Source organism: Clostridium thermobutyricum DSM 4928 (assembly GCF_002050515.1).
In the GTDB taxonomy this organism is placed as follows: Bacteria; Bacillota; Clostridia; order Clostridiales; family Clostridiaceae; genus Clostridium; species Clostridium thermobutyricum.
On sequence record NZ_LTAY01000048.1, the window covers coordinates 201,446 to 219,989 of the forward strand.

Sequence of the window (18,544 nt, forward strand, 5' to 3'; positions counted from 1 at the left end):
TATATAATAAGGTATAATAAAAGTAAGTCAAAAAATAATGAATAAAGGTGGAATTATGAATTTACTAAAGAAAAAACAAATAACATCGATATTTAAAGTGCTTTTTGGAGTTATTATTTTAATTCTTTTAATTCTTGGAATAAGAGGATTTATGGGAGACTTTAATTTAAGATTGTTAGAAAAAAGCATACATGATATGTCAGATTTAAGTTTTGTTGCAATAATTATTTTAGGATTAATTGCATTTGCACCTATGTGCTTATATGATTTTTTAATAAAAAGAAAAATGAATTTTAATCTTTCAATTATTAAAATATTAAAATATAGTTGGATTGTAAATGCTGTTACTATAGTTGCAGGACTTGGAGATGCAGCAGGTATAAGCCTTAGAACATATTTTTACAAAGATGAAAATGAAAATAAAAAACTATTGTTAACTGAAATAACAAAGATTTCTCTTTTAAATCCATCAGGTTTATCTATTTTATCAGTAGTATATTTAATATTTTATTTTAGAGGAAATGATTTATTTTCTTTAGGTAATATTTGTGCAATATTATTGACTTTATATATACCAGGAATATTAGCATATATAGCCTATAAAAGTAAAAAAGAAAATAGTGTAGTTGAAGGAAAGCATATATTTGGAATTGTAATTGCTTCATTTTTAGATTGGGCATTTTCAATAGGATTATTTTATTCAATTGTAGTTATTTTAGGAGTAAAAGTTAGCTTTGCTGCTTTTTTCCCAGTATTTGTTATAGCTATGATTCTTGGAATGGTAAGTATGCTTCCAGGAGCTATTGGAGCTTTTGATCTTTCAATGCTTATAGGACTTACTTCACTTGGTCTTCCAAAGGAATTATGTCTTTTAAGTGTGTTTTTATATAGGTTAGTTTATTATATTATTCCTCTTGCTATAGCAGCATTATTATTTTTACATGAATTATGGTTTAACCGAGATAAGAGAGTAAAAAATATAATATCTTTAGTTTTTTCAAAATTAAGCTTTTTAGGTTTAAAGATTTTAGTATTTTTATCAGGAGTGTCTCTTTTAATAAGTACTGCTGTGCCTAATATAGTTTTTAAAATAAAAGAAATTAGATTTTTAAGTGCAAGTACCGAAATGCATTTTTCTAAGTTTTTAGTTATTGTAGTTGGGTTCATATTAATTGTACTTGCAACTCTTATAAAAACTAGAGCAAAGAGCATATATTATTTGACATTAATAATATTATTAATAGGAACAATATTTACAGTATTAAAATCATTTAATTATATTGCAGCAGGTTATCTTTTAATTGTATTTATAATTATTTTATTAAGCAAAAAAGAGTTTTATAGAAAAAGCTTTATTATAAGTTCAGAAGATATAGTATTAAATGCAGGTTTGTTATTATTATTTTGGGTTATTTATTTAATAGGAATTTATATGAATTATCCATTTAAGATTTATAAACTTCCATTTATATTTAAGAGACTTAATTTAATGTATAGAGATTTAATAAGTTATAGTACTATAGGGCTTATAGTTGGAATATTATTCTTAGTAATAATGTATGTGTTAGGTAAAAATATGAATAAAATTCGTCATATGAGGCTTGATGAGTGTGAAGAAGAGGTAAAAGAGTTTTTAAGTAAATACAATGGAACATCTCTTACACATCTAATATATTTAAATGATAAATATATATACTTATCTAAAAAATATGATGGAATGATTCAATATGCAGTAAGTTCAAATAAGCTTTTTGTATTAGGAAATCCATTAGGAGATATGAATACTATAAAAGAATTTATTGAGGAATTTTATGATTTTGCAGATATGTATGGATATATCCCAATATTCTTTGAGGTTAGTGCATCCATGTTTGAAATACTTCATGAATTTGGATATGAATTTATGAAGCTTGGAGAAGCTGCAATAGTTAATTTAGATGATTTTACAATAGCTGGTCAAAAGATGCAGAAGGTTAGAACTTGTTGCAATAAAATAAATAAACTTGGTTATACCTTTGAGGTTATTGAAGAAAATATAAGCCATGAAGTATTAATGGAAGTAAAAGAAGTTTCAGATATTTGGCTAAATGGTAGAAAAGAAAAAGGATTTTCTATGGGATTTTTTAATGAAGAGTATATAAAGAGAGGGCCTATAGGATTAGTTAGAGATAACGAAGGAATATTAAAAGCTTTTGTAACTATAATGCCAACTTATGGTGAAAACAAAAAATTATGCTCAGATCTTATGAGATTTTCTAAAAATAATCCAAGAGGAGTTATGGATTATATGTTTGTAAAAGTTATGGAATGGGGAAAAGAAAATGGATACAAATATTTTGATTTTGGGTCAGCTCCACTTTCAAATGTAGGAACATATAAATATTCATTTTTAAGTGAAAAGATAGCATTCCAATTATATATGTATGGAAAAGGAATATATTCTTTTGAAGGATTAAGAAACTTTAAAGGAAAGTATGCACATACATGGGAACCAAAATTTTTAGCATATAAAAATAGACTTTCACTTCCAATAACAACAATACAAGCAAACTTAATAGTTTCAAATTCAGAAGAAGTAAAATAAAAGGTTAAATATAAATAGACTGTTGCAAAAAGATACACTCAAAAATAGTTTTTATATGTAAAAGTGTAATACTATAAAGCATGAGTATTCTTAAAATGCAGCAGTCTAATTTTATATAGAATTAAAAAAAATAGGTTATTATTAATATTTTTATGAATTTAAATGTAATATATAAGGCATTAATTTTCTAATAAATTCAGTATATCAATATTCATATTTGATTTAGTATTATTATAAACATAAATTTCTATATCTTTTAAATTATATGATTTTAAAGGAGCGAGATTATTATTTAACTTTATAGATTTATAAGGAAGTATTGCAATTGCTTCATTTTTTTCAACTAGTTTTATTAATATATCTAGATTATCTACTTCTATTAAATTATTGATTTTTTCTTTATTATATTTATTCAAGTATTCAATAGTTCTTTTACGATAAGGACAATCTATATCTTTACTTATCATTATTGGTTTATCAAAATTATTATCTTTTTTATAAGAAGATTTTATCCAACAAATTTTTTCGGAAATTGTTTGAGTGTATTTAGAAGTTAAATTATCTATATTTCTATTTAGTATTAATATATCTATAAAGGATTGATTATACATTTGGATAAGCTCTTTTATATTTCTAATAAATATATGATTTTCTTTTTTCAAGTAGAGTGAAGATAAATAATTATGAGATAATGTTTGAGTTGTTCCTATATTAAAAAAATCATGTTTTATTTTAAAATGTTCTTCTACTTCATTCATAATACTAATAATATTCTGGGAATATGATAAAAATTCTTCACCTTTTGGAAGTAAAATAACGCCTCTATTAGTTCTTTTAAAAAGTTTGCAATTTAATTCTTTTTCAAGCTTATCAATTCTTTTGCTTATATGTGATTGTACATATCCTAAATATTCTGAAGCTTTAGTTATAGATTCCATTTTAGCAACCGTAACGAAAATTTTTATATCATTAAATTCCATAGGTTGAAACTCCTTTCTTCTGATATTCCAAAAGAGAATATCAAATATGAATATTAACCATTATACATCAATAAAGGCTTTTCGTATAATATTCATATAAGAGAAAGAAGGTATTAATATGATAGGAATGCAATATAAAATTACGTTACCTAATGATTACGATATGGATATTATTAGGGATAGAGTAACTAAAAATGGAAATAAAACAGATGGGTTTGACCAATTATTATTTAAAGCATATTTAATTGCTGATTATTCTAATAAAAAACAATATGCTCCATTATATGTATGGAAAAATAATGAAGGAATGAATAAATTCATATTTGAAGGTTTTTATGATAATATAATAAATTCTTTTGGATGGCAAAATATAAATATAGGTGTTCCTTATTTATTAGATGTAAAAGAAAATATTATAGAAGCTAAGTACTTATTAGAAATAGAAAATGAATTTTCAAATAAAGTAAAAGTTGTGGCTCCAAAATTAACATATCCAAATGAAGAATGTTTAGGTAAAGTTATAATTTATAACCCAGATAAATGGAAGTATGTAGAATTTTATTTTTATAAAGATATGCCTAAAAGAAACGGGGAATCCATTTATCAAATTCTTCATATGTCAGTGTAAAAGTGATTTTATAAATAAATTTATTAAAGCTTTATTCTAAAGACAGAATGAGATAGTTATTATATAAAAATATTTAAGAGAGTTGTTAAAACTGAAACAACTCTTTTATTTTACTACAATTAATTTATTTAAAAAATAAGGAAAAAAATGTATATTTAAAATTTTCAAGGTTCATACTTTAAATATAATTCAATAAAGAGGTGAATCTATGAAAATAAATAAGAGAAAAAAGAAAAAGGGATTTACATTAATTGAAGCTGGAGCAGTTGTTTGTATAATGCTGATGCTTATGACTTTTTTTGTTCCAAAAGTAGCTGGATACATAAATGATGCAAAGAAAGCGAGTATTATGGCACAAGCTAAAACTGTAGTTTTTGCTTGGGAAACAATTAACTCAAGAGAAACAAAAAAATTAGGAACGGAAGTAACTAAAGCTAGTTTAGAAGAGAGTGGGAAAAACTATACAGAATACTTTGATTTATCAGAAACAAAGGATATACCTGATAAAACTGAAATAAAAACTTGCATGGAAATTGTTAAAGGTTCAAATTATAGTTTTAACGATAAAGGAGAAATAGTATTAGAAGTTTCATAAAAATGTTTGAAAAAGTTGAGGTAAAAAATATTGGATAATAAATTTAATCTAATAGATTTCATGCAAAAAAATAAAAAGACTGTTGGAATAATTTCGATAGTAGTTATTTTTATATGTTTTACAGGTGCATATATGATTAAAGGAAAAGATACATTAGGAAATAGTTTTGATGATACAATTTTTGAAGAAGAAACTTCTAACAATGAAGAAATTAAAGAAAACATTGAAATAAAAGAAGAAAAAATACTTGTAGATATAAAAGGTGAAATTAAAAAGCCAGGAGTTTATGAATTGGATAAAGGTAGTATTGTTGAAGATTTAATAAAATTAGCTGGTGGAATAACAGATAAAGGAACTTTAGATACTATAAATAGGGCACAAGAGCTTAAGAAAAATGAAGCAATATTAATTCCGAACAAAGATGAATTAAAGGAAGCGAAAGCATTTAATAATACAAGTATTAAAAGTAATATAGATAATAGTTCAGAAAATGAATTAATAAATATAAATACTGCAGATTCAGATGAATTGAATAAGATAAGTGGAATAGGAAAATCTAAAGCAGAAGCTATAATAAAATATAGAGAAGAAAATGGTGGCTTTAAGTCTATTGAAGAAATAAAAAATGTAAGTGGAATAGGTGATGCTACCTTTGAAAAAATAAAATCTTCTATTTGTACTTAGCAATTAAATAAAAAATGACCTTTTCATTATAGAAAAGGTTATTTTTTAATTTAATAATACAGAAAATAAATATAATAAATTTAAAATAAGGTAAAGATAAGTTAAAAATAAAGTCATTTAATTTGTGATATAATTAAAAAAATATAAGATTAAAATTATAGAAGGAGATTAATTATGCTTGAATATATATTTGATACACAATTATTAATTGCAGGAGAAAATCTTTCAGAAGATGATATTAATGAATATATCACAAAGAATATTGAAGGAGATTGTTTACTTGCAGTTGGAGATGAAGAATTAATAAAAATACATTTTCACACAAATACTCCATGGAAGGTTCTTGAATATTGTGCTTCATTAGGAGAAATTCATGATGTTGTTATAGAGAATATGGAAAGACAAGCGAATGGGCTTAAAGGTTAATAGACATAAAATATAATTTGTTTAAAAAATAAAATCCAACAAGAAAATTTGTTGGATTTTTTATTTTCTAGCATAATAATGATTATGTTAGAAATTTTATTTTTAATAAGTTTTAGAAAATTACTATTTATATTGAGAAAATATTTTATATTAGTTCTCAAAAATAAACTTATGTAATTCTTCTTTTTCTTCGAATAAATCAAATACTTGATAAGATACACCTTTTATAGTTTTTCCTTGTCTATGGAAATCACAAGGAAATCTATTTTCAATAAGTTTAGTTGCACCTGTATCTACAATATCTTTTCCAAGTCCTAAAAACTCAGTTGATGATATATTAGTTTTAACTAAAGGTAATAACTCTGATAAAAGAGTTGGATATTTAGAAGGAGAAGTTTTTACTATAGTAGAAAAAAGAGAATTAATAACATTTCTTTGTCGTTCAGTTCTCATTTGATCTCCTCCATCTTTTCTAATTCTTGAATAAGCTAATGCTTGAGCTCCATTAAGTTTTTGAGTTCCAGCAGAAACACCAGGAACATATTTAGTTTCTGCTTGAGTTATATTTACAGTTACTCCACCAATTGAATCAATTATTTGAGGAAGTGTAGTAAAGTTAACAGTCATAAACTTATCTATATCTAAATCAAAGTTATTATTTATAGTTTGAATTGCAAGTTCTGGTCCACCGAAAGCATAAGCGTGATTTATTTTATCTTTTCCACGCCCTAGAATATCAACATAAGAATCTCTCATTATAGATGAAAGCTTAAGTTTGCCATTTTTTTCATCAATTGAAAGAATCATTATTGCATCTGAACGACCATTTTGACCAACAGGTGCATCAATTCCAAATAAAGCAATATTAGTTATTTTATTTTCTTTAGATTTTTGAGCAACTTCAGCATTAACACCTAAATTATCTTTGTCTATTTTTACAGTGTTTACTTTATTAAGAAAATAAAATATCCCTCCAGCAAAAATTAAAATAAGAGTTAGTAAAACACAAACAATACTTAAAATAATTTTTTTAGTAGTCAATTTTTTTGAATTATTTTTTTTTCTCATAAAATCCCCCTTTATCCTCAAATTTATTTTACTATAATAAAACAATATTTTACAATATATTACTTAAAATAAGTATAAAAGAAATATATATAAATATATTCTTTAATTACTTTATATGGTAAAATGAACATTGGTATTATAAATACATATAGGGAGAGAAGATTATGGGGAAAAATAAAAGAAGAAAGAAAAAGAAAGAAAAAAGATTAAGATTAATTTTATTTAGTTCTATTTTTGTTTTGATTAGCGGAAGCATTTTTTACATAGTGTCAGGAGATAAAAAAGATGAAAGTCTTCTTGTAAGCGGCAATGAAATAGAAAAAGAAGATAAGTTAAAAGAAGAGAAAGTGGTAAAAAAAGAAGAAATTATAATAACAGCAGCAGGAGATTGTACATTAGGAACAGATACAAATTTTAATTATTCTTCTAGTTTAAATGCTGAAGTAGCTAATTCAGGTAATGATTATGGGACTTTAATGAAAAACGTTAAAGAAATTTTTGAAAAAGATGATTATACAATTGTTAATTTAGAAACGACTTTTACAGAATCAAATGAAAAGTTAAATAAAGGTGAAGGAATAACATTTAATTTTAAGGGACCAAAAGAATTTGTAAATATATTAAAAGAAGGAAATATTGAAGGTGTTACAATTTCAAATAATCATATATATGATTATGGACAAAAAGGTTTTACAGATACAGTTAATACTTTAAAGGAAGCAAATGTAGATTTTTGTGGAGAAGGGTATAAAATATTAAAAGAAATAAAAGGAATAAAAGGAATAAAGGTAGCTTTTTTAGGTTATCAAGGATGGATGGAAACAGAGGAATTAAAAAGTAAAATAAAAGCAGATATAGAAGAGATGAGAGATAAAGGAGCACTTTTAGTAATTCCATATTTCCATTGGGGGATAGAAAGAGCGAATAAACCTTATGATGTTCAAGTTAATCTTGCAAAGTTTTCAATAGATAATGGAGCAGACATGGTATTAGGTTCACATCCACATGTTATGCAAAGTATAGAAAATTATAAAGGTAAGATGATAGTTTATTCTTTAGGAAACTTTAGTTTTGGAGGAAATTCAAATCCAGTAGATAAAAGAACCTTTATGGTTCAAATGAAATTTAAGTTTGAAGATAATAAGAATGTTGGAGCAGAATATAGAATAATTCCAGCTTCAATAAGCTCTGTTAAAAATAGAAATGATTATAGACCAACTCCATCTAAAGGAGAAGAAAAGAAAGCAATATTAAAAGAGTTAAATAATTTATCAGAAACTTTAAATGGAAAGATAAGTGATGAGTTTTTTACTTTAAAATAAAAAGCCTTAATTTATTATAGAAAGAATATAGTAATTTAGTTTTTTTAAATAATGCGACATAACTAATTTTATTTAAAAAAGAATTATTTAAATCAAGTTATATTAAAAATGTTTTTTTGTAAGACATTAAATATGGATAGAACAATTATTTAGATTAAGAATAAAATTATATGATAAAAGAATATATAAGTTTAGATAGGATTTATGAGTATAATTAGGGGGAAGAGAATATGGCATTTTGCAAAAGATGTGGTAATAAATTAAAAGATGGAGAGAAGTTTTGCTCAAAATGTGGTTTAGAAATTAAGAAAGTACAATCAGTAAATGAAACTAAAAATATAGTAAGTACGGAAAAGTTAGATAAAAACAAAAATAATTTAGAAGTTCCAAACAAAAATAATATAAAAGATATACAAACGGATAATCAAGATGAAAAAATTAAAAAAGTAGAAAACTCAAAAAAATATGAGAATATAGAAGCTTTAAATGATATAAAAGTTGTTGAAAATAAGAAGACTAAAAATAATAATACTAACGGTAATTCAAATAATACTAATAATTTAGTTAAAGATGAAAAAAAGAAAAGTAAAAAAGGCTTAATAGCTGGAATAATAGCAGTTATTATAATAGCAAGTGGAGGACTTGTTTATGCATTTTATGATGATATTTGCTATTCAAAATATACTAAAGAAATCGAAAAAACTTCTGATATAAAAGAAAAAATTAAATATTATGATAAAATAATAGGCTTAGAAAGATATGATAAGGTTAAAGATGACATATTAAAACTAGTTGAATCAGATAGAGTTAATTTTTCACAAATAGATAATATTGATAATTTATCAAAATCTCAAAAGGATGAACTTAAAAGAGAAGTCTTAGAAAATCTTGCAAAGGATGAGTATAAAAAAGGTAACTATAAACAATCAAAAGAATTATTAGTACAAGCTAGTGCATATGGATATAACTTATATGAAAGTGTATTGTATAACAATATAGAGGGAACCCTTGGATTAAGTGAAGATGATATTGAAGATGTGATTAGTGAAAATAGCGACATAAACACTAATTTTAATGATGGAGATTTATATTTAATTTCTGATAGTGATGTAAGATATTTAAATAAAGAAGAATTATCTATATATAATAAGGAAGAGTTGGCTTTAATAAGAAATGAAATTTATGCAAGACATGGATATATATTTAATCAAGAGCCATTTAAAAGTTATTTTAACCAAAAAGAATGGTATACTCCCAATAGCTATTTTAAAGGGTCTGATTCAGAGTTAAATGATTTTGAAAAAGAAAATGTTAAATTAATACAAAAACTTGAGAAAGAATAAAGATAAATGAAAAATATGAGAAGGTTAAGCTTTGTTTTTACATTGATATTATGTAGTTTTATATTTGTAGGATGTGGAGCATCAAATAATACAAATAAAAGTTTAAATGATAATTTAGTTAATGAATCAAATGAAAATTCTTCAAAAGAAACTGAAGATGAAAAAGATAAATTAAATAAATTAGAAGAGGATAAAAATAATTTAGAAGAAAATAAAGAAAGCATAGAAGAAAATAAATATATTATAAATGAAGAGATAAGTTCAAAAAATAAAAATGGTATAAAAATAGTATTAGATCCAGGACATTCAAAAAAACCAGGAACTGAAAAAGAAAAGATTTCTCCAGATTCAGATGAAATGAAATTAAAAGATACATCAGGTTCAGTAGGATTAATTTCAAAAAAGAATGAATATGAAATAGCTATGGATGTAACTTTAAAATTAAAAGAGCTTTTAGAAAGAGATGGATATACTGTTGTATTAACAAAAGATAATGCAGAAACCCTTTTAAGTAGCATTGAAAGAGCAGAAGTTGGGAACAAAGAAAATGCTAATTTAATGATAAGAATTCATTGTGATAGTTTTTCAAATAGTAGTGCAAAAGGTGCTTCTATGTTAGTACCAAAGCAAAGAGGTTATATAACTAAAGAAATTTCAGAGAAAAGTATAGAATACGGAAAAAATATAATTGAAGAATATACAAAAAAGACAGGCTTAAATAATAGAGGGCTTCAATATAGAAGTGATTTAACGGGATTTAATTGGTCTAAAATTCCTGTAGTTTTATTAGAATTAGGATTTATATCTAATCCAGAAGAAGATAAATTTTTATCTTCAGAAGAAAATATTAGTACAATTGCAGAAGGAATAAAAAATGGAATAGAGAAAATAAATTTTAAATAAAATAAAAGCTATCTAAAGAATAATAACTTTAGATAGCTTTTTATTTATTACATAAATTTCGTAAATGTAGTTATTAAATCTGATAATAGCATTTTAAATGATATATAGTAAGTAAGAAGAAATCCTACTACAAAAGCAATACTATAAATATAAGGTAAAAGCTCAAAGTTTGGAGCTAAAGATTTAAATCCATTATAAAGTGTTACAATAAATATTCCATTTAAAATTAATGATACTATTAAAGAGAATGTAATAGTTACTGATAAAGTTAATGGAGATAAAATTGATGATAATAAAAGTATAATAACTGGAAGTGTTAAAACTCTAATTAAATTTTCAAAAGTTAAATTATTTCCAGAAGTTTTAATTCCTATAAAAACTATACCTGAAATTATTGCGAATAATAAAATATAGAAAATAATATTAAACATAAATATTTTCCCAGTTGGAGCAATAGCATCAAACATAACTTCAAATTCTTTTTTGAAAGTAAGAGAATCTAAATGACTAATAGCTCTACCTTCTAAAATTGAACTTAATTGTCCAAATGAAATTAATACATTAGAAATTACTGTTTTTAAAGAAATAATATTTATTATTGGAATAAGTAATAAAGATATGATTACAAGAATTAAATTGTTTTTACTATTTAGATTTTCTTCTAATACATGAACATAAGATGTTGGGCTTTTTAAAACTTTAAAAATAGTTTTAAAGAAGCCTTTAGCCTTTTCACTTGATATTGATACATTAATAGTATTTTCAGAAGCTTGTCCCCTTTCTTCAGCTTCTTCTTTTTTTACTTTATTGCCACAAGAAGTGCAAAATAAAGCATCATTGTCTAACTCATTACCGCATTTTGTACAAAACATAATAAATTCCCCTCTCATAAAATAGTTAAGCACTTAGATAAGTATATATATTATTAATAAAATGGTCAATAAATTCATAGAAAAGAAATATAAAAAATACGAAGTCGTTAATAGTTTTTTTAATAAATTTAAAAAAAATTAGCAGAATATAAAGGAAATATATTTAGATTTGTTATAAAAATAATAATTTCATATATGTATGAAAAGTTTCACAAAATTTAAGTAGAAGATATTATAGAGTGATATAAAAATAAAAAAAAATAAAATAAGTAATAAAATATTATAAAATATATTAATATATTAACTATTTAACATAAATATCCCAAATAATAGCATTATATGTAAAAATGGAATTATACAAGGGATTGAGAGGATTTGTAAATAAAAAATATAATTTTGGTTAAAGTTTAATAATATTTAAAAAAAGGAAAAATGTGTTATAATTCTAAGCGGATTAAAAAGAACAATTTGAGGAGGAGCCAAGTTGCAGGAAGAAAACATTAACTTAAGTGAATTTTTTGATGTAATTAAAAGAAAGTATAAATTAATTGGAATTATAACAGCAGTATTTGTTATCGTTTCAATAATTTTAAGTTTTTTTGTGATTACACCAAAATATCAAGTTGAAGAAAAGCTTTTTGTTGGTAAAGCAGAAAGTAAAATTAATCATAACTATGATAACAATGAAATTCAAATGTATCAAAATCTTTTAAGTACTTATTCAGATGTAATAATGACAGATGATTTAGTGCAAACAGCATTGAATGAAGCGGGAATAAATCTTAAAGCGAAAAATGTAATTAAAAATTTAAGTGTTACACCAAAGGCTAACACACAAATAATAGATATAACTTATAAAGATACAGATCCACAAAGAGCTGTAAATATTATAGAAGGTATAACAAAAGTTTTTATTAAGAAGTCAAAGGAACTTATACCAAATTCAAATGTACAAGTTATAGAAAGAGCAAATTATCCATCTAGTCCAGTAAGTCCTAATAAAGTATTAAATATAGTAATAGCACTTATATTAGGAATTTTAGTTGGAATTGGAATAGCTCTATTACTTGAATTTATGGATAATACGTTTAGAGATAAAGAGGATTTAGAAAAATCTCTTGGATTACCTGTTATTGGGACAATAATAGATTATTCAGAAGAAGAAGTTAAATCTAGTAATCTTTCAACAAGAAGCGGAAGAAATAGAAGTAGTAGGAGGATGTTTAAATAATGTTAATTATAGAAAAAAGCCCAAAATCAATAGCAGCTGAAAGCTATAGAACATTAAGAACAAATATAAAATACTCTTCATTTGATAAAGATATGAAAAGAATACTTTTTACAAGTTCTATTCCTGGAGAAGGGAAAAGCACAACAGCTAGTAATATAGCTTTGGCGTTTGCTCAAGAAGAAAAAAAAGTAATTATTATAGATTGTGATTTAAGACGCTCTAATGTTCATAAGGAATTTAATATTTCTAATAGGACAGGTTTAACAAATGTACTTATAAGTAAGGAAGATATAAATAAACATATTCAAAATTATAATAAATATTTAGATATCCTTACAGCAGGAGTAGTTCCACCAAATCCTTCAGAGATGTTGAGCTCAAAAGCTATGTCAGATTTATTAGATAAACTAGATAAAGAATATGATGTAATAATAATAGATAGTCCACCAATTAAAGCTGTAACTGATGCACAAATTCTTTCAAGAATTGTAGATGGGGTAGTTTTAGTTGTAAGATCTGGCTTTTCAAAGAAAGAAGCTGTATTAGAAACTAAATCTGAAATTGAAAAAGTAGGTGGAAAAATAATAGGGACAGTATTAAATAGAGCAGAAGGAACTAGAGAAAAATATTATTACTATTATGGATAGGAGATGATTGAATGATAGATATACATTCACATGTCTTACCTGGAATTGATGATGGCTCTAAAGATATGGACATGACTTTAGAAATGTTAAGAATTGCTGAAAAAGACGGGACAACTGATATAGTGGCAACACCACATTATTGTATTGGTTACGGAGAAGAAAGTTATGATTCAGTAAAAGAAAGAGTCTTATCATTAAGAAGTCAATTACAAAAAGAAAATATAAATATAAATATACATTTTGGACAAGAAGTTTATTTTAGCAATAGGTTGTTAGATGATTTAGAAGAAGGAGTTATAGGAACAATAAATGGAGGAAGATATCTTCTAATAGAACTTAATATGAAAGAGTTTGAAAGAGATGTGCTAGACACTTTATATGAATTAAAATTACAAGGAATAGTTCCAATAATTGCCCATCCAGAAAGATATTCTTACATTCAAAGACATCCTAGGTTAATAAATGACTTTATTAATGAAGGATGTCTTTTTCAACTTAATGCGGGAAGTATAACAGGAAGACATGGAGAAAAAGCAAAAGAATCTGCAAAAGAATTATTGAAAAATAATATTTATAGTTTTATAGGTTCAGATGGACATAATATTACAACAAGAAAGACTGAGATAAGTGATTCTATAAGAAATATAAAAAAAATAAATAATAATTTTAAAGAAGAAGTATTTAAAAATTCTAAAAAACTACTTTTAAATGAAGAAATAATATTTTGTGGAAAAGAGTTTGATAAAAAGAAAAAAGGGATATTTTCGTTCTTAAAGAGAAAATAAATAAACATAGGAGCGAAGAAAATGAGTGAAGAAATAAAAATAAAATTTAAAGAAGATTACAGTGGAAAATCAATTTATAATTTTATCAAAAGATTAACAGATATAGTTTTATCATTACTAGGAATTACAATTTTAAGTCCAATTATATTAATTGTAATTATTCTTATAAAGATAGAATCAGAAGGATCAGTAATATTTTCACAAGATAGAGTGGGTTTAAATGGTAAAACTTTCAAAATGTATAAGTTTAGAAGTATGGTAATAAATGCAGAAGAAATAAAAGAAAAACTAGTAGAAAAAAATGAAATGTCAGGTCCTATGTTTAAAATGAAAAATGATCCAAGAATAACTAAAGTAGGAAAATTTATAAGGAAAACAAGTATAGATGAGTTACCTCAACTTATAAATATTATAAAAGGAGATATGAGTTTAGTAGGACCAAGACCATCTCTTCCTAAAGAAGTTAAAGAATTTAAACCTTGGATGCTAGAAAGATTAGTGGTTAAACCAGGCTTAACATGTTATTGGCAAGTTAATGGAAGAAATAATATTGATTTTGAAGATTGGATGAAATTAGATATTGATTATGTTCATAACAGATGTATAAAAGTTGATGTTTTACTAATAGTAAAAACTTTTTTTGTATTATTTGGAGATGAAAATGCACATTAGAGGAGGGGATACACTGTGTTATGTGGATTAATTATGGCTGGTGGAAAAGGTACTAGATTTTGGCCATTATCAACTGAGGAAAAGCCAAAACAATTTTTAAATCTTATAGGTAACAAAACTATGATACAAATGACTGTAGATAGAATAAGGCCAATAATTCCTATTGAAAATATATTTGTATGTACTGGAGAAAAGTATATAGATTTAGTAAAAAAGCAATTACCAGATTTACCTGAGAGAAACATAATAGTTGAGCCAGAAGGTAGAAATACTGCACCATGTATTGCTTTATCAGCTTTTATAATACAAAGATATTATAAAAATTCAAAAATGGTTGTTTTACCTTCAGATCATTTAATAAAAAATGAAAATAGGTTTAGAGAGATATTATTAGATGCAGAAGAATATCTAGAAGAAAATAAAAATTCAATAATAACTTTAGGTATGAAACCTAATAGACCAGAAACTGGGTATGGATATATAAAATTTAATAATAAAAAAATTAATATTCATAAAAGTGAAGTTAGAGGAGTAGATAAGTTTGTTGAAAAACCAAATTTAGATATAGCCAAAAAATATTTAAAAAATGGAAATTATCTTTGGAATGGTGGAATGTTTTTATGGACTACAGAAAACATTTTAAATAAAATTGAAAAATATATTCCTGGAACTTATGAAGCTTTAAAAACTTTAAAAGATGTAGAAGAAGGCAATCTGCAAAATGAAATAAATATTAATTATAAAAATACAGATTCAATATCTGTAGATTATGGAATATTAGAAAAATCAAAAGAAATATGTGTAATACCTAGTGATATTGATTGGGATGATATTGGAACTTGGAGAGCAATAGAACGATATAGAGAAAAAGATTATCAAGATAATATAGTTTCAGGAGATGTACGAGTTATTGAATCAAAATCTAATATGGCAATAAATAATGCTAATAAAAAAGTTATAATGATAGGAATGGAAGATACAATGACTTTAGAAACTGATAATGCAATATTTATAGTAAATAAAAGTTATATGGATAATTTAAAAGATTATAGAGAGGTACTTTAAAAAAATAATGGAAGGAAAATTTTATAATAAGAAAATATTATTTTTAGTTACAAGACCAATATATCCAATAACTGGTGGACGTGAAGTTGTACTTTATAATTATTGTAAGGGGTTATGTGAAATATTTGGTGCAGAAGTTAATTTAGCTATATTTACTGATTTTGAAAAAATAAATAATAAAATGAGCTTTATAAAAAAACAGTATAGAATTAGTCAACCTAATAAATTAGAAAAATTAAAAAACATAATATTACAGAGTTTTATTTTAAGAAAGTGGCCATTACAAGTTTCTATTTACTATTCAAAGAAAAGTCAAAAAAATTTTCAAAATATCGTAGATGAGATTAAGCCAGATATTATAATTTGTGACATGGCAAGGACTGCAGAATATGTTTCAAGGCTAAAAGAAAGCAATGCAAAAAGAATTTTAGATATGGATGATTTAATATCTAAGAGATATTTTAGACAATTAGAAAATGTTGATGATGTGAATATCTTTGGTCAATATAAGAATAGATTACCTAAAATTTTTTTGAATTTAGTAGATAGAAATATTATGAAGAAAATCATACTTACTCTTGAGGGAAATTTATTAAAGAAATATGAGAAAGATATATCTATTAATTTTAAAAATATAATATTTGTTTCCCCAAAAGAATCAAATGAATTTAACAAAATAACGAATAGTAATAAAAGTATATGTATAACTATAGGCGTAGATTTTGATTATTATTCTAGAAATGTAGTTAAAGAGAAAAAAGAAAATACTATATGCTTTTTAGGTAATATGAATATTCCACATAATCAAACAGCAGTTGAGCATTTTATAAAAAATATATTTCCTAAAATAAAATTAGAAATACCAGAATGTAAATTTAGAATTGTTGGAAAATGTAGTGAAGAGTATTTTGAAAGATTTAAGGATAAAGAAGATGTAATAGTAACTGGGGAAGTAGATGATATAAGAAAATATATACAAGATTGTAGTGTATCTATCGCTCCTTTAATATATGGGTCTGGAATAAAAACTAAGATATTAGAGACAATGGCTATGGGGGTTCCAATAGTTACTAATAGTATAGGAGCAGAGGGAATATATGTTACAAGTGGAAAAGATATATTTGTATGTGATGATATAAATGATTTTGTTATAAATACAATAAATTTAATTAAAGACAAAGAACTTAATAGAATAATTTCAAATAATGCAAAGACAACAATTGAAACTAAATATCAATGGACTAACACGTTAAAAAATATGCAGAAAATACTAGAATGAAAGGATAGAAAATGAAAGTATTATTTATAACTCCAAATGATATAAACTCAATAAATGGAGGAGGAATAAATGTAAAAAAATTATATTTATCTCTAAAAAGTATTGAGGAGATAGAGCTTAAAGTATATTCACCAACTGAAGCTTTAAAAACTGATATTTTATCTAAAAAGAATAAAATAAATGATGTTTTATCTAGATTAGCATTTCATTCAAATTATATGTATATAGATTGGAAATTTAATAAAAATAAAATAATAGAATATAGTCCGGATGTTGTAATACTGAGTAATAGTAGATTAGGATTCATAGCAAAATATTTAAAAAATAAATGGCCTAATATTAAGATAATAACTCAATTAGACAATATAGAGTTAGATTATTGCGAAAATTATGTTGAAAAATTTAAAGGAATAAAAAAGAAATTAATAAAATTAATTGAGAGAAAATCTGTATATAGAGATGAAAAAAAAGCTTTTGATTACAGTGATTCAATAATATTTCTTACTGAAAGAGACAAAAAAAGAGCTAAAACATTATATGAATATAAGGTAAAAAAAGAATATATAATACCAATATGTTTAGAAAAAAAAATAGAATTAAATAAAAAATCTAATAAAAAATTAAATTTTATTTTTCTAGGGTCTCTATGGTACTATCCCAATTATAGTGGAATTGAATGGTTTATTAAAAATGTATGGAAAAACATAGAATATGATAATTTCCAATTGATAATAGCTGGTAGTAAGCCTAGTGAGACAATTAAAGCATATAATGGTAAAGATAACATAGTTGTTTATCCAAATTTTAAATCTGTTGAAGAAATTATTCCTGAAAATAGTGTATTTATATCACCTATTTTGGAAGGTGCTGGAATGAAGGTTAAAATAGCAGAGGCTTTATCTATGGGATTACCAGTAATAGCTACAGAAGAATCATTAATTGGATATGATGAAGCTATTAATAAAGGTGAAAATAAATGTATATATAAGGCTAATACAAATATAGAATTTATAAATAAAATAAAAGAAATAGTTAGAGATTATTCTCAAATTAAAATGAAAAATATTTCAAATATGATATTTGAAGAATACTATTATATAGATAGATGTAAAGATGAAATATCAAAAATTTTAGAGATTAATCTTTCTAAGGAGCAAAGATGAATTTAGTTGAAAGCAAAAATAATAAATATATATATTTAAGTATTCTAATAGTAATATTGTTAGTAAGTGATTGTTCAGTTTATTCATATAAATATAGAATGATTTTAAATATTATTTTTATTTGTAGCATACTTCCAATTAGTATTTTAGGATTTATAAAAAATAATAAGAGAGTTATATATCTTTCAATTATGATAGTTTGTTTTCTATTATCATATTTTGTCTATTTTGATACTAAATATTTGTATAAGATGTTTAATCTAATAATTAGATGGATATTAGTAATAGGGTTAGTTA

General features: G+C 24.1%; 19 protein-coding genes. 16 read left to right on the forward strand and 3 right to left on the reverse strand.

The genetic code is table 11. The features are described from left to right. Positions 1-55 precede the first annotated feature (55 nt). Entirely contained in the window at positions 56-2,584 is a 2,529-nt protein-coding gene (mprF, locus tag CLTHE_RS10025; RefSeq protein ID WP_158082711.1) for a bifunctional lysylphosphatidylglycerol flippase/synthetase MprF, read from the forward strand. Between the two features lie 179 nt (positions 2,585-2,763). Here the strand turns inward: mprF and CLTHE_RS10030 are convergent, their stop codons facing one another. Further along, complete coding sequence (locus CLTHE_RS10030) at positions 2,764-3,564, reverse strand: LysR family transcriptional regulator (RefSeq protein ID WP_080023213.1); 801 nt, start codon at positions 3,562-3,564, stop codon at positions 2,764-2,766. A 118-nt stretch (positions 3,565-3,682) separates the two neighbouring features. On the opposite strand from CLTHE_RS10030, the gene CLTHE_RS10035 reads away from it, so the two are divergent. The 4 genes from CLTHE_RS10035 to CLTHE_RS10050 all read left to right on the forward strand — a co-directional run bounded on the left by CLTHE_RS10035 (position 3,683) and on the right by CLTHE_RS10050 (position 5,897). Then, positions 3,683-4,192, forward strand: a complete 510-nt coding sequence (locus tag CLTHE_RS10035) for a DUF4865 family protein (RefSeq protein WP_080023214.1) — start codon at positions 3,683-3,685, stop codon at positions 4,190-4,192. Between the two features lie 208 nt (positions 4,193-4,400). Then, the gene (locus tag CLTHE_RS10040; RefSeq protein ID WP_080023215.1) at positions 4,401-4,787 is read left to right on the forward strand and encodes a type II secretion system protein; all 387 of its coding nucleotides are present in this window, start codon (positions 4,401-4,403) and stop codon (positions 4,785-4,787) included. A gap of 30 nt (positions 4,788-4,817) precedes the next feature. Continuing rightward, positions 4,818-5,471 (forward strand): helix-hairpin-helix domain-containing protein, encoded by a 654-nt coding sequence (locus CLTHE_RS10045; RefSeq protein WP_242945635.1) that lies wholly within the window; start codon positions 4,818-4,820, stop codon positions 5,469-5,471. 174 nt (positions 5,472-5,645) lie between these two features. Next, positions 5,646-5,897 carry a hypothetical protein gene (locus CLTHE_RS10050; RefSeq protein ID WP_002596885.1) on the forward strand — a complete coding sequence of 84 codons (252 nt, stop codon included), beginning with the start codon at positions 5,646-5,648 and terminating at the stop codon, positions 5,895-5,897. 150 nt (positions 5,898-6,047) lie between these two features. On the opposite strand, the gene CLTHE_RS10055 is transcribed toward CLTHE_RS10050, so the two are convergent. Further along, a complete protein-coding gene (locus CLTHE_RS10055) occupies positions 6,048-6,965 on the reverse strand; it encodes an LCP family protein (RefSeq protein ID WP_080023216.1) in 918 nt (305 codons plus the stop codon). 164 nt (positions 6,966-7,129) lie between these two features. Here CLTHE_RS10055 and CLTHE_RS10060 point away from each other — a divergent pair, with 164 nt between their 5' ends. The 3 genes from CLTHE_RS10060 (at position 7,130) to CLTHE_RS10070 (ending at position 10,533) form a co-directional block, all read left to right on the forward strand. Beyond that, positions 7,130-8,287, forward strand: a complete 1,158-nt coding sequence (locus CLTHE_RS10060; protein ID WP_080023217.1) for a CapA family protein — start codon at positions 7,130-7,132, stop codon at positions 8,285-8,287. A gap of 230 nt (positions 8,288-8,517) precedes the next feature. Then, complete coding sequence (locus CLTHE_RS10065; RefSeq protein WP_080023233.1) at positions 8,518-9,630, forward strand: YARHG domain-containing protein; 1,113 nt, start codon at positions 8,518-8,520, stop codon at positions 9,628-9,630. A gap of 15 nt (positions 9,631-9,645) precedes the next feature. Next, positions 9,646-10,533, forward strand: coding sequence for an N-acetylmuramoyl-L-alanine amidase family protein (locus CLTHE_RS10070; RefSeq protein ID WP_158082712.1), 888 nt, complete (start codon positions 9,646-9,648; stop codon positions 10,531-10,533). Positions 10,534-10,580: 47 nt separating this feature from the next. On the opposite strand, the gene CLTHE_RS10075 is transcribed toward CLTHE_RS10070, so the two are convergent. Next, positions 10,581-11,405, reverse strand: a complete 825-nt coding sequence (locus CLTHE_RS10075; protein ID WP_158082713.1) for a zinc ribbon domain-containing protein — start codon at positions 11,403-11,405, stop codon at positions 10,581-10,583. Positions 11,406-11,889: 484 nt separating this feature from the next. Between CLTHE_RS10075 and CLTHE_RS10080 the strand changes: the two genes are divergently transcribed. The 8 genes from CLTHE_RS10080 to CLTHE_RS10115 form a co-directional block, all read left to right on the forward strand. Next, a complete protein-coding gene (locus tag CLTHE_RS10080) occupies positions 11,890-12,636 on the forward strand; it encodes a YveK family protein (protein ID WP_080023220.1) in 747 nt (248 codons plus the stop codon). Beyond that, positions 12,636-13,283, forward strand: a complete 648-nt coding sequence (locus CLTHE_RS10085; RefSeq protein ID WP_080023221.1) for a CpsD/CapB family tyrosine-protein kinase — start codon at positions 12,636-12,638, stop codon at positions 13,281-13,283. The genes CLTHE_RS10080 and CLTHE_RS10085 overlap by 1 nt, the downstream gene beginning before the upstream one ends. A gap of 11 nt (positions 13,284-13,294) precedes the next feature. Then, entirely contained in the window at positions 13,295-14,068 is a 774-nt protein-coding gene (locus CLTHE_RS10090) for a tyrosine-protein phosphatase (RefSeq protein WP_080023222.1), read from the forward strand. A gap of 21 nt (positions 14,069-14,089) precedes the next feature. Beyond that, positions 14,090-14,740 carry a sugar transferase gene (locus CLTHE_RS10095; RefSeq protein ID WP_080023223.1) on the forward strand — a complete coding sequence of 217 codons (651 nt, stop codon included), beginning with the start codon at positions 14,090-14,092 and terminating at the stop codon, positions 14,738-14,740. A gap of 15 nt (positions 14,741-14,755) precedes the next feature. Beyond that, positions 14,756-15,805: a mannose-1-phosphate guanylyltransferase gene (locus CLTHE_RS10100; protein WP_080023224.1), complete on the forward strand. Its 1,050-nt coding sequence runs from the start codon at positions 14,756-14,758 to the stop codon at positions 15,803-15,805. A 7-nt stretch (positions 15,806-15,812) separates the two neighbouring features. After that, on the forward strand, positions 15,813-17,084 hold the full coding sequence (locus CLTHE_RS10105; RefSeq protein WP_080023225.1) for a glycosyltransferase family 4 protein: 1,272 nt from the start codon (positions 15,813-15,815) through the stop codon (positions 17,082-17,084). A gap of 11 nt (positions 17,085-17,095) precedes the next feature. Next, positions 17,096-18,247: a glycosyltransferase gene (locus CLTHE_RS10110; RefSeq protein ID WP_080023226.1), complete on the forward strand. Its 1,152-nt coding sequence runs from the start codon at positions 17,096-17,098 to the stop codon at positions 18,245-18,247. Continuing rightward, the coding region (locus CLTHE_RS10115; RefSeq protein ID WP_143324065.1) for a hypothetical protein at positions 18,244-18,544 on the forward strand (301 nt) is incomplete at its 3' end. The genes CLTHE_RS10110 and CLTHE_RS10115, both read left to right, overlap by 4 nt.

Excerpts from the sequence above, each read along its gene's own strand:
- mprF (WP_158082711.1), top strand. The coding sequence starts at position 56 with ATGAATTTACTAAAGAAAAAACAAATAACATCGATATTTAAAGTGCTT.
- CLTHE_RS10030 (WP_080023213.1), bottom strand. The coding sequence starts at position 3,564 with ATGGAATTTAATGATATAAAAATTTTCGTTACGGTTGCTAAAATGGAA.
- CLTHE_RS10035 (WP_080023214.1), top strand. The coding sequence starts at position 3,683 with ATGATAGGAATGCAATATAAAATTACGTTACCTAATGATTACGATATG.
- CLTHE_RS10040 (WP_080023215.1), top strand. The coding sequence starts at position 4,401 with ATGAAAATAAATAAGAGAAAAAAGAAAAAGGGATTTACATTAATTGAA.
- CLTHE_RS10050 (WP_002596885.1), top strand. The coding sequence starts at position 5,646 with ATGCTTGAATATATATTTGATACACAATTATTAATTGCAGGAGAAAAT.
- CLTHE_RS10055 (WP_080023216.1), bottom strand. The coding sequence starts at position 6,965 with ATGAGAAAAAAAAATAATTCAAAAAAATTGACTACTAAAAAAATTATT.
- CLTHE_RS10060 (WP_080023217.1), top strand. The coding sequence starts at position 7,130 with ATGGGGAAAAATAAAAGAAGAAAGAAAAAGAAAGAAAAAAGATTAAGA.
- CLTHE_RS10065 (WP_080023233.1), top strand. The coding sequence starts at position 8,518 with ATGGCATTTTGCAAAAGATGTGGTAATAAATTAAAAGATGGAGAGAAG.
- CLTHE_RS10070 (WP_158082712.1), top strand. The coding sequence starts at position 9,646 with ATGAGAAGGTTAAGCTTTGTTTTTACATTGATATTATGTAGTTTTATA.
- CLTHE_RS10075 (WP_158082713.1), bottom strand. The coding sequence starts at position 11,405 with ATGTTTTGTACAAAATGCGGTAATGAGTTAGACAATGATGCTTTATTT.
- CLTHE_RS10085 (WP_080023221.1), top strand. The coding sequence starts at position 12,636 with ATGTTAATTATAGAAAAAAGCCCAAAATCAATAGCAGCTGAAAGCTAT.
- CLTHE_RS10090 (WP_080023222.1), top strand. The coding sequence starts at position 13,295 with ATGATAGATATACATTCACATGTCTTACCTGGAATTGATGATGGCTCT.
- CLTHE_RS10095 (WP_080023223.1), top strand. The coding sequence starts at position 14,090 with ATGAGTGAAGAAATAAAAATAAAATTTAAAGAAGATTACAGTGGAAAA.
- CLTHE_RS10105 (WP_080023225.1), top strand. The coding sequence starts at position 15,813 with ATGGAAGGAAAATTTTATAATAAGAAAATATTATTTTTAGTTACAAGA.
- CLTHE_RS10110 (WP_080023226.1), top strand. The coding sequence starts at position 17,096 with ATGAAAGTATTATTTATAACTCCAAATGATATAAACTCAATAAATGGA.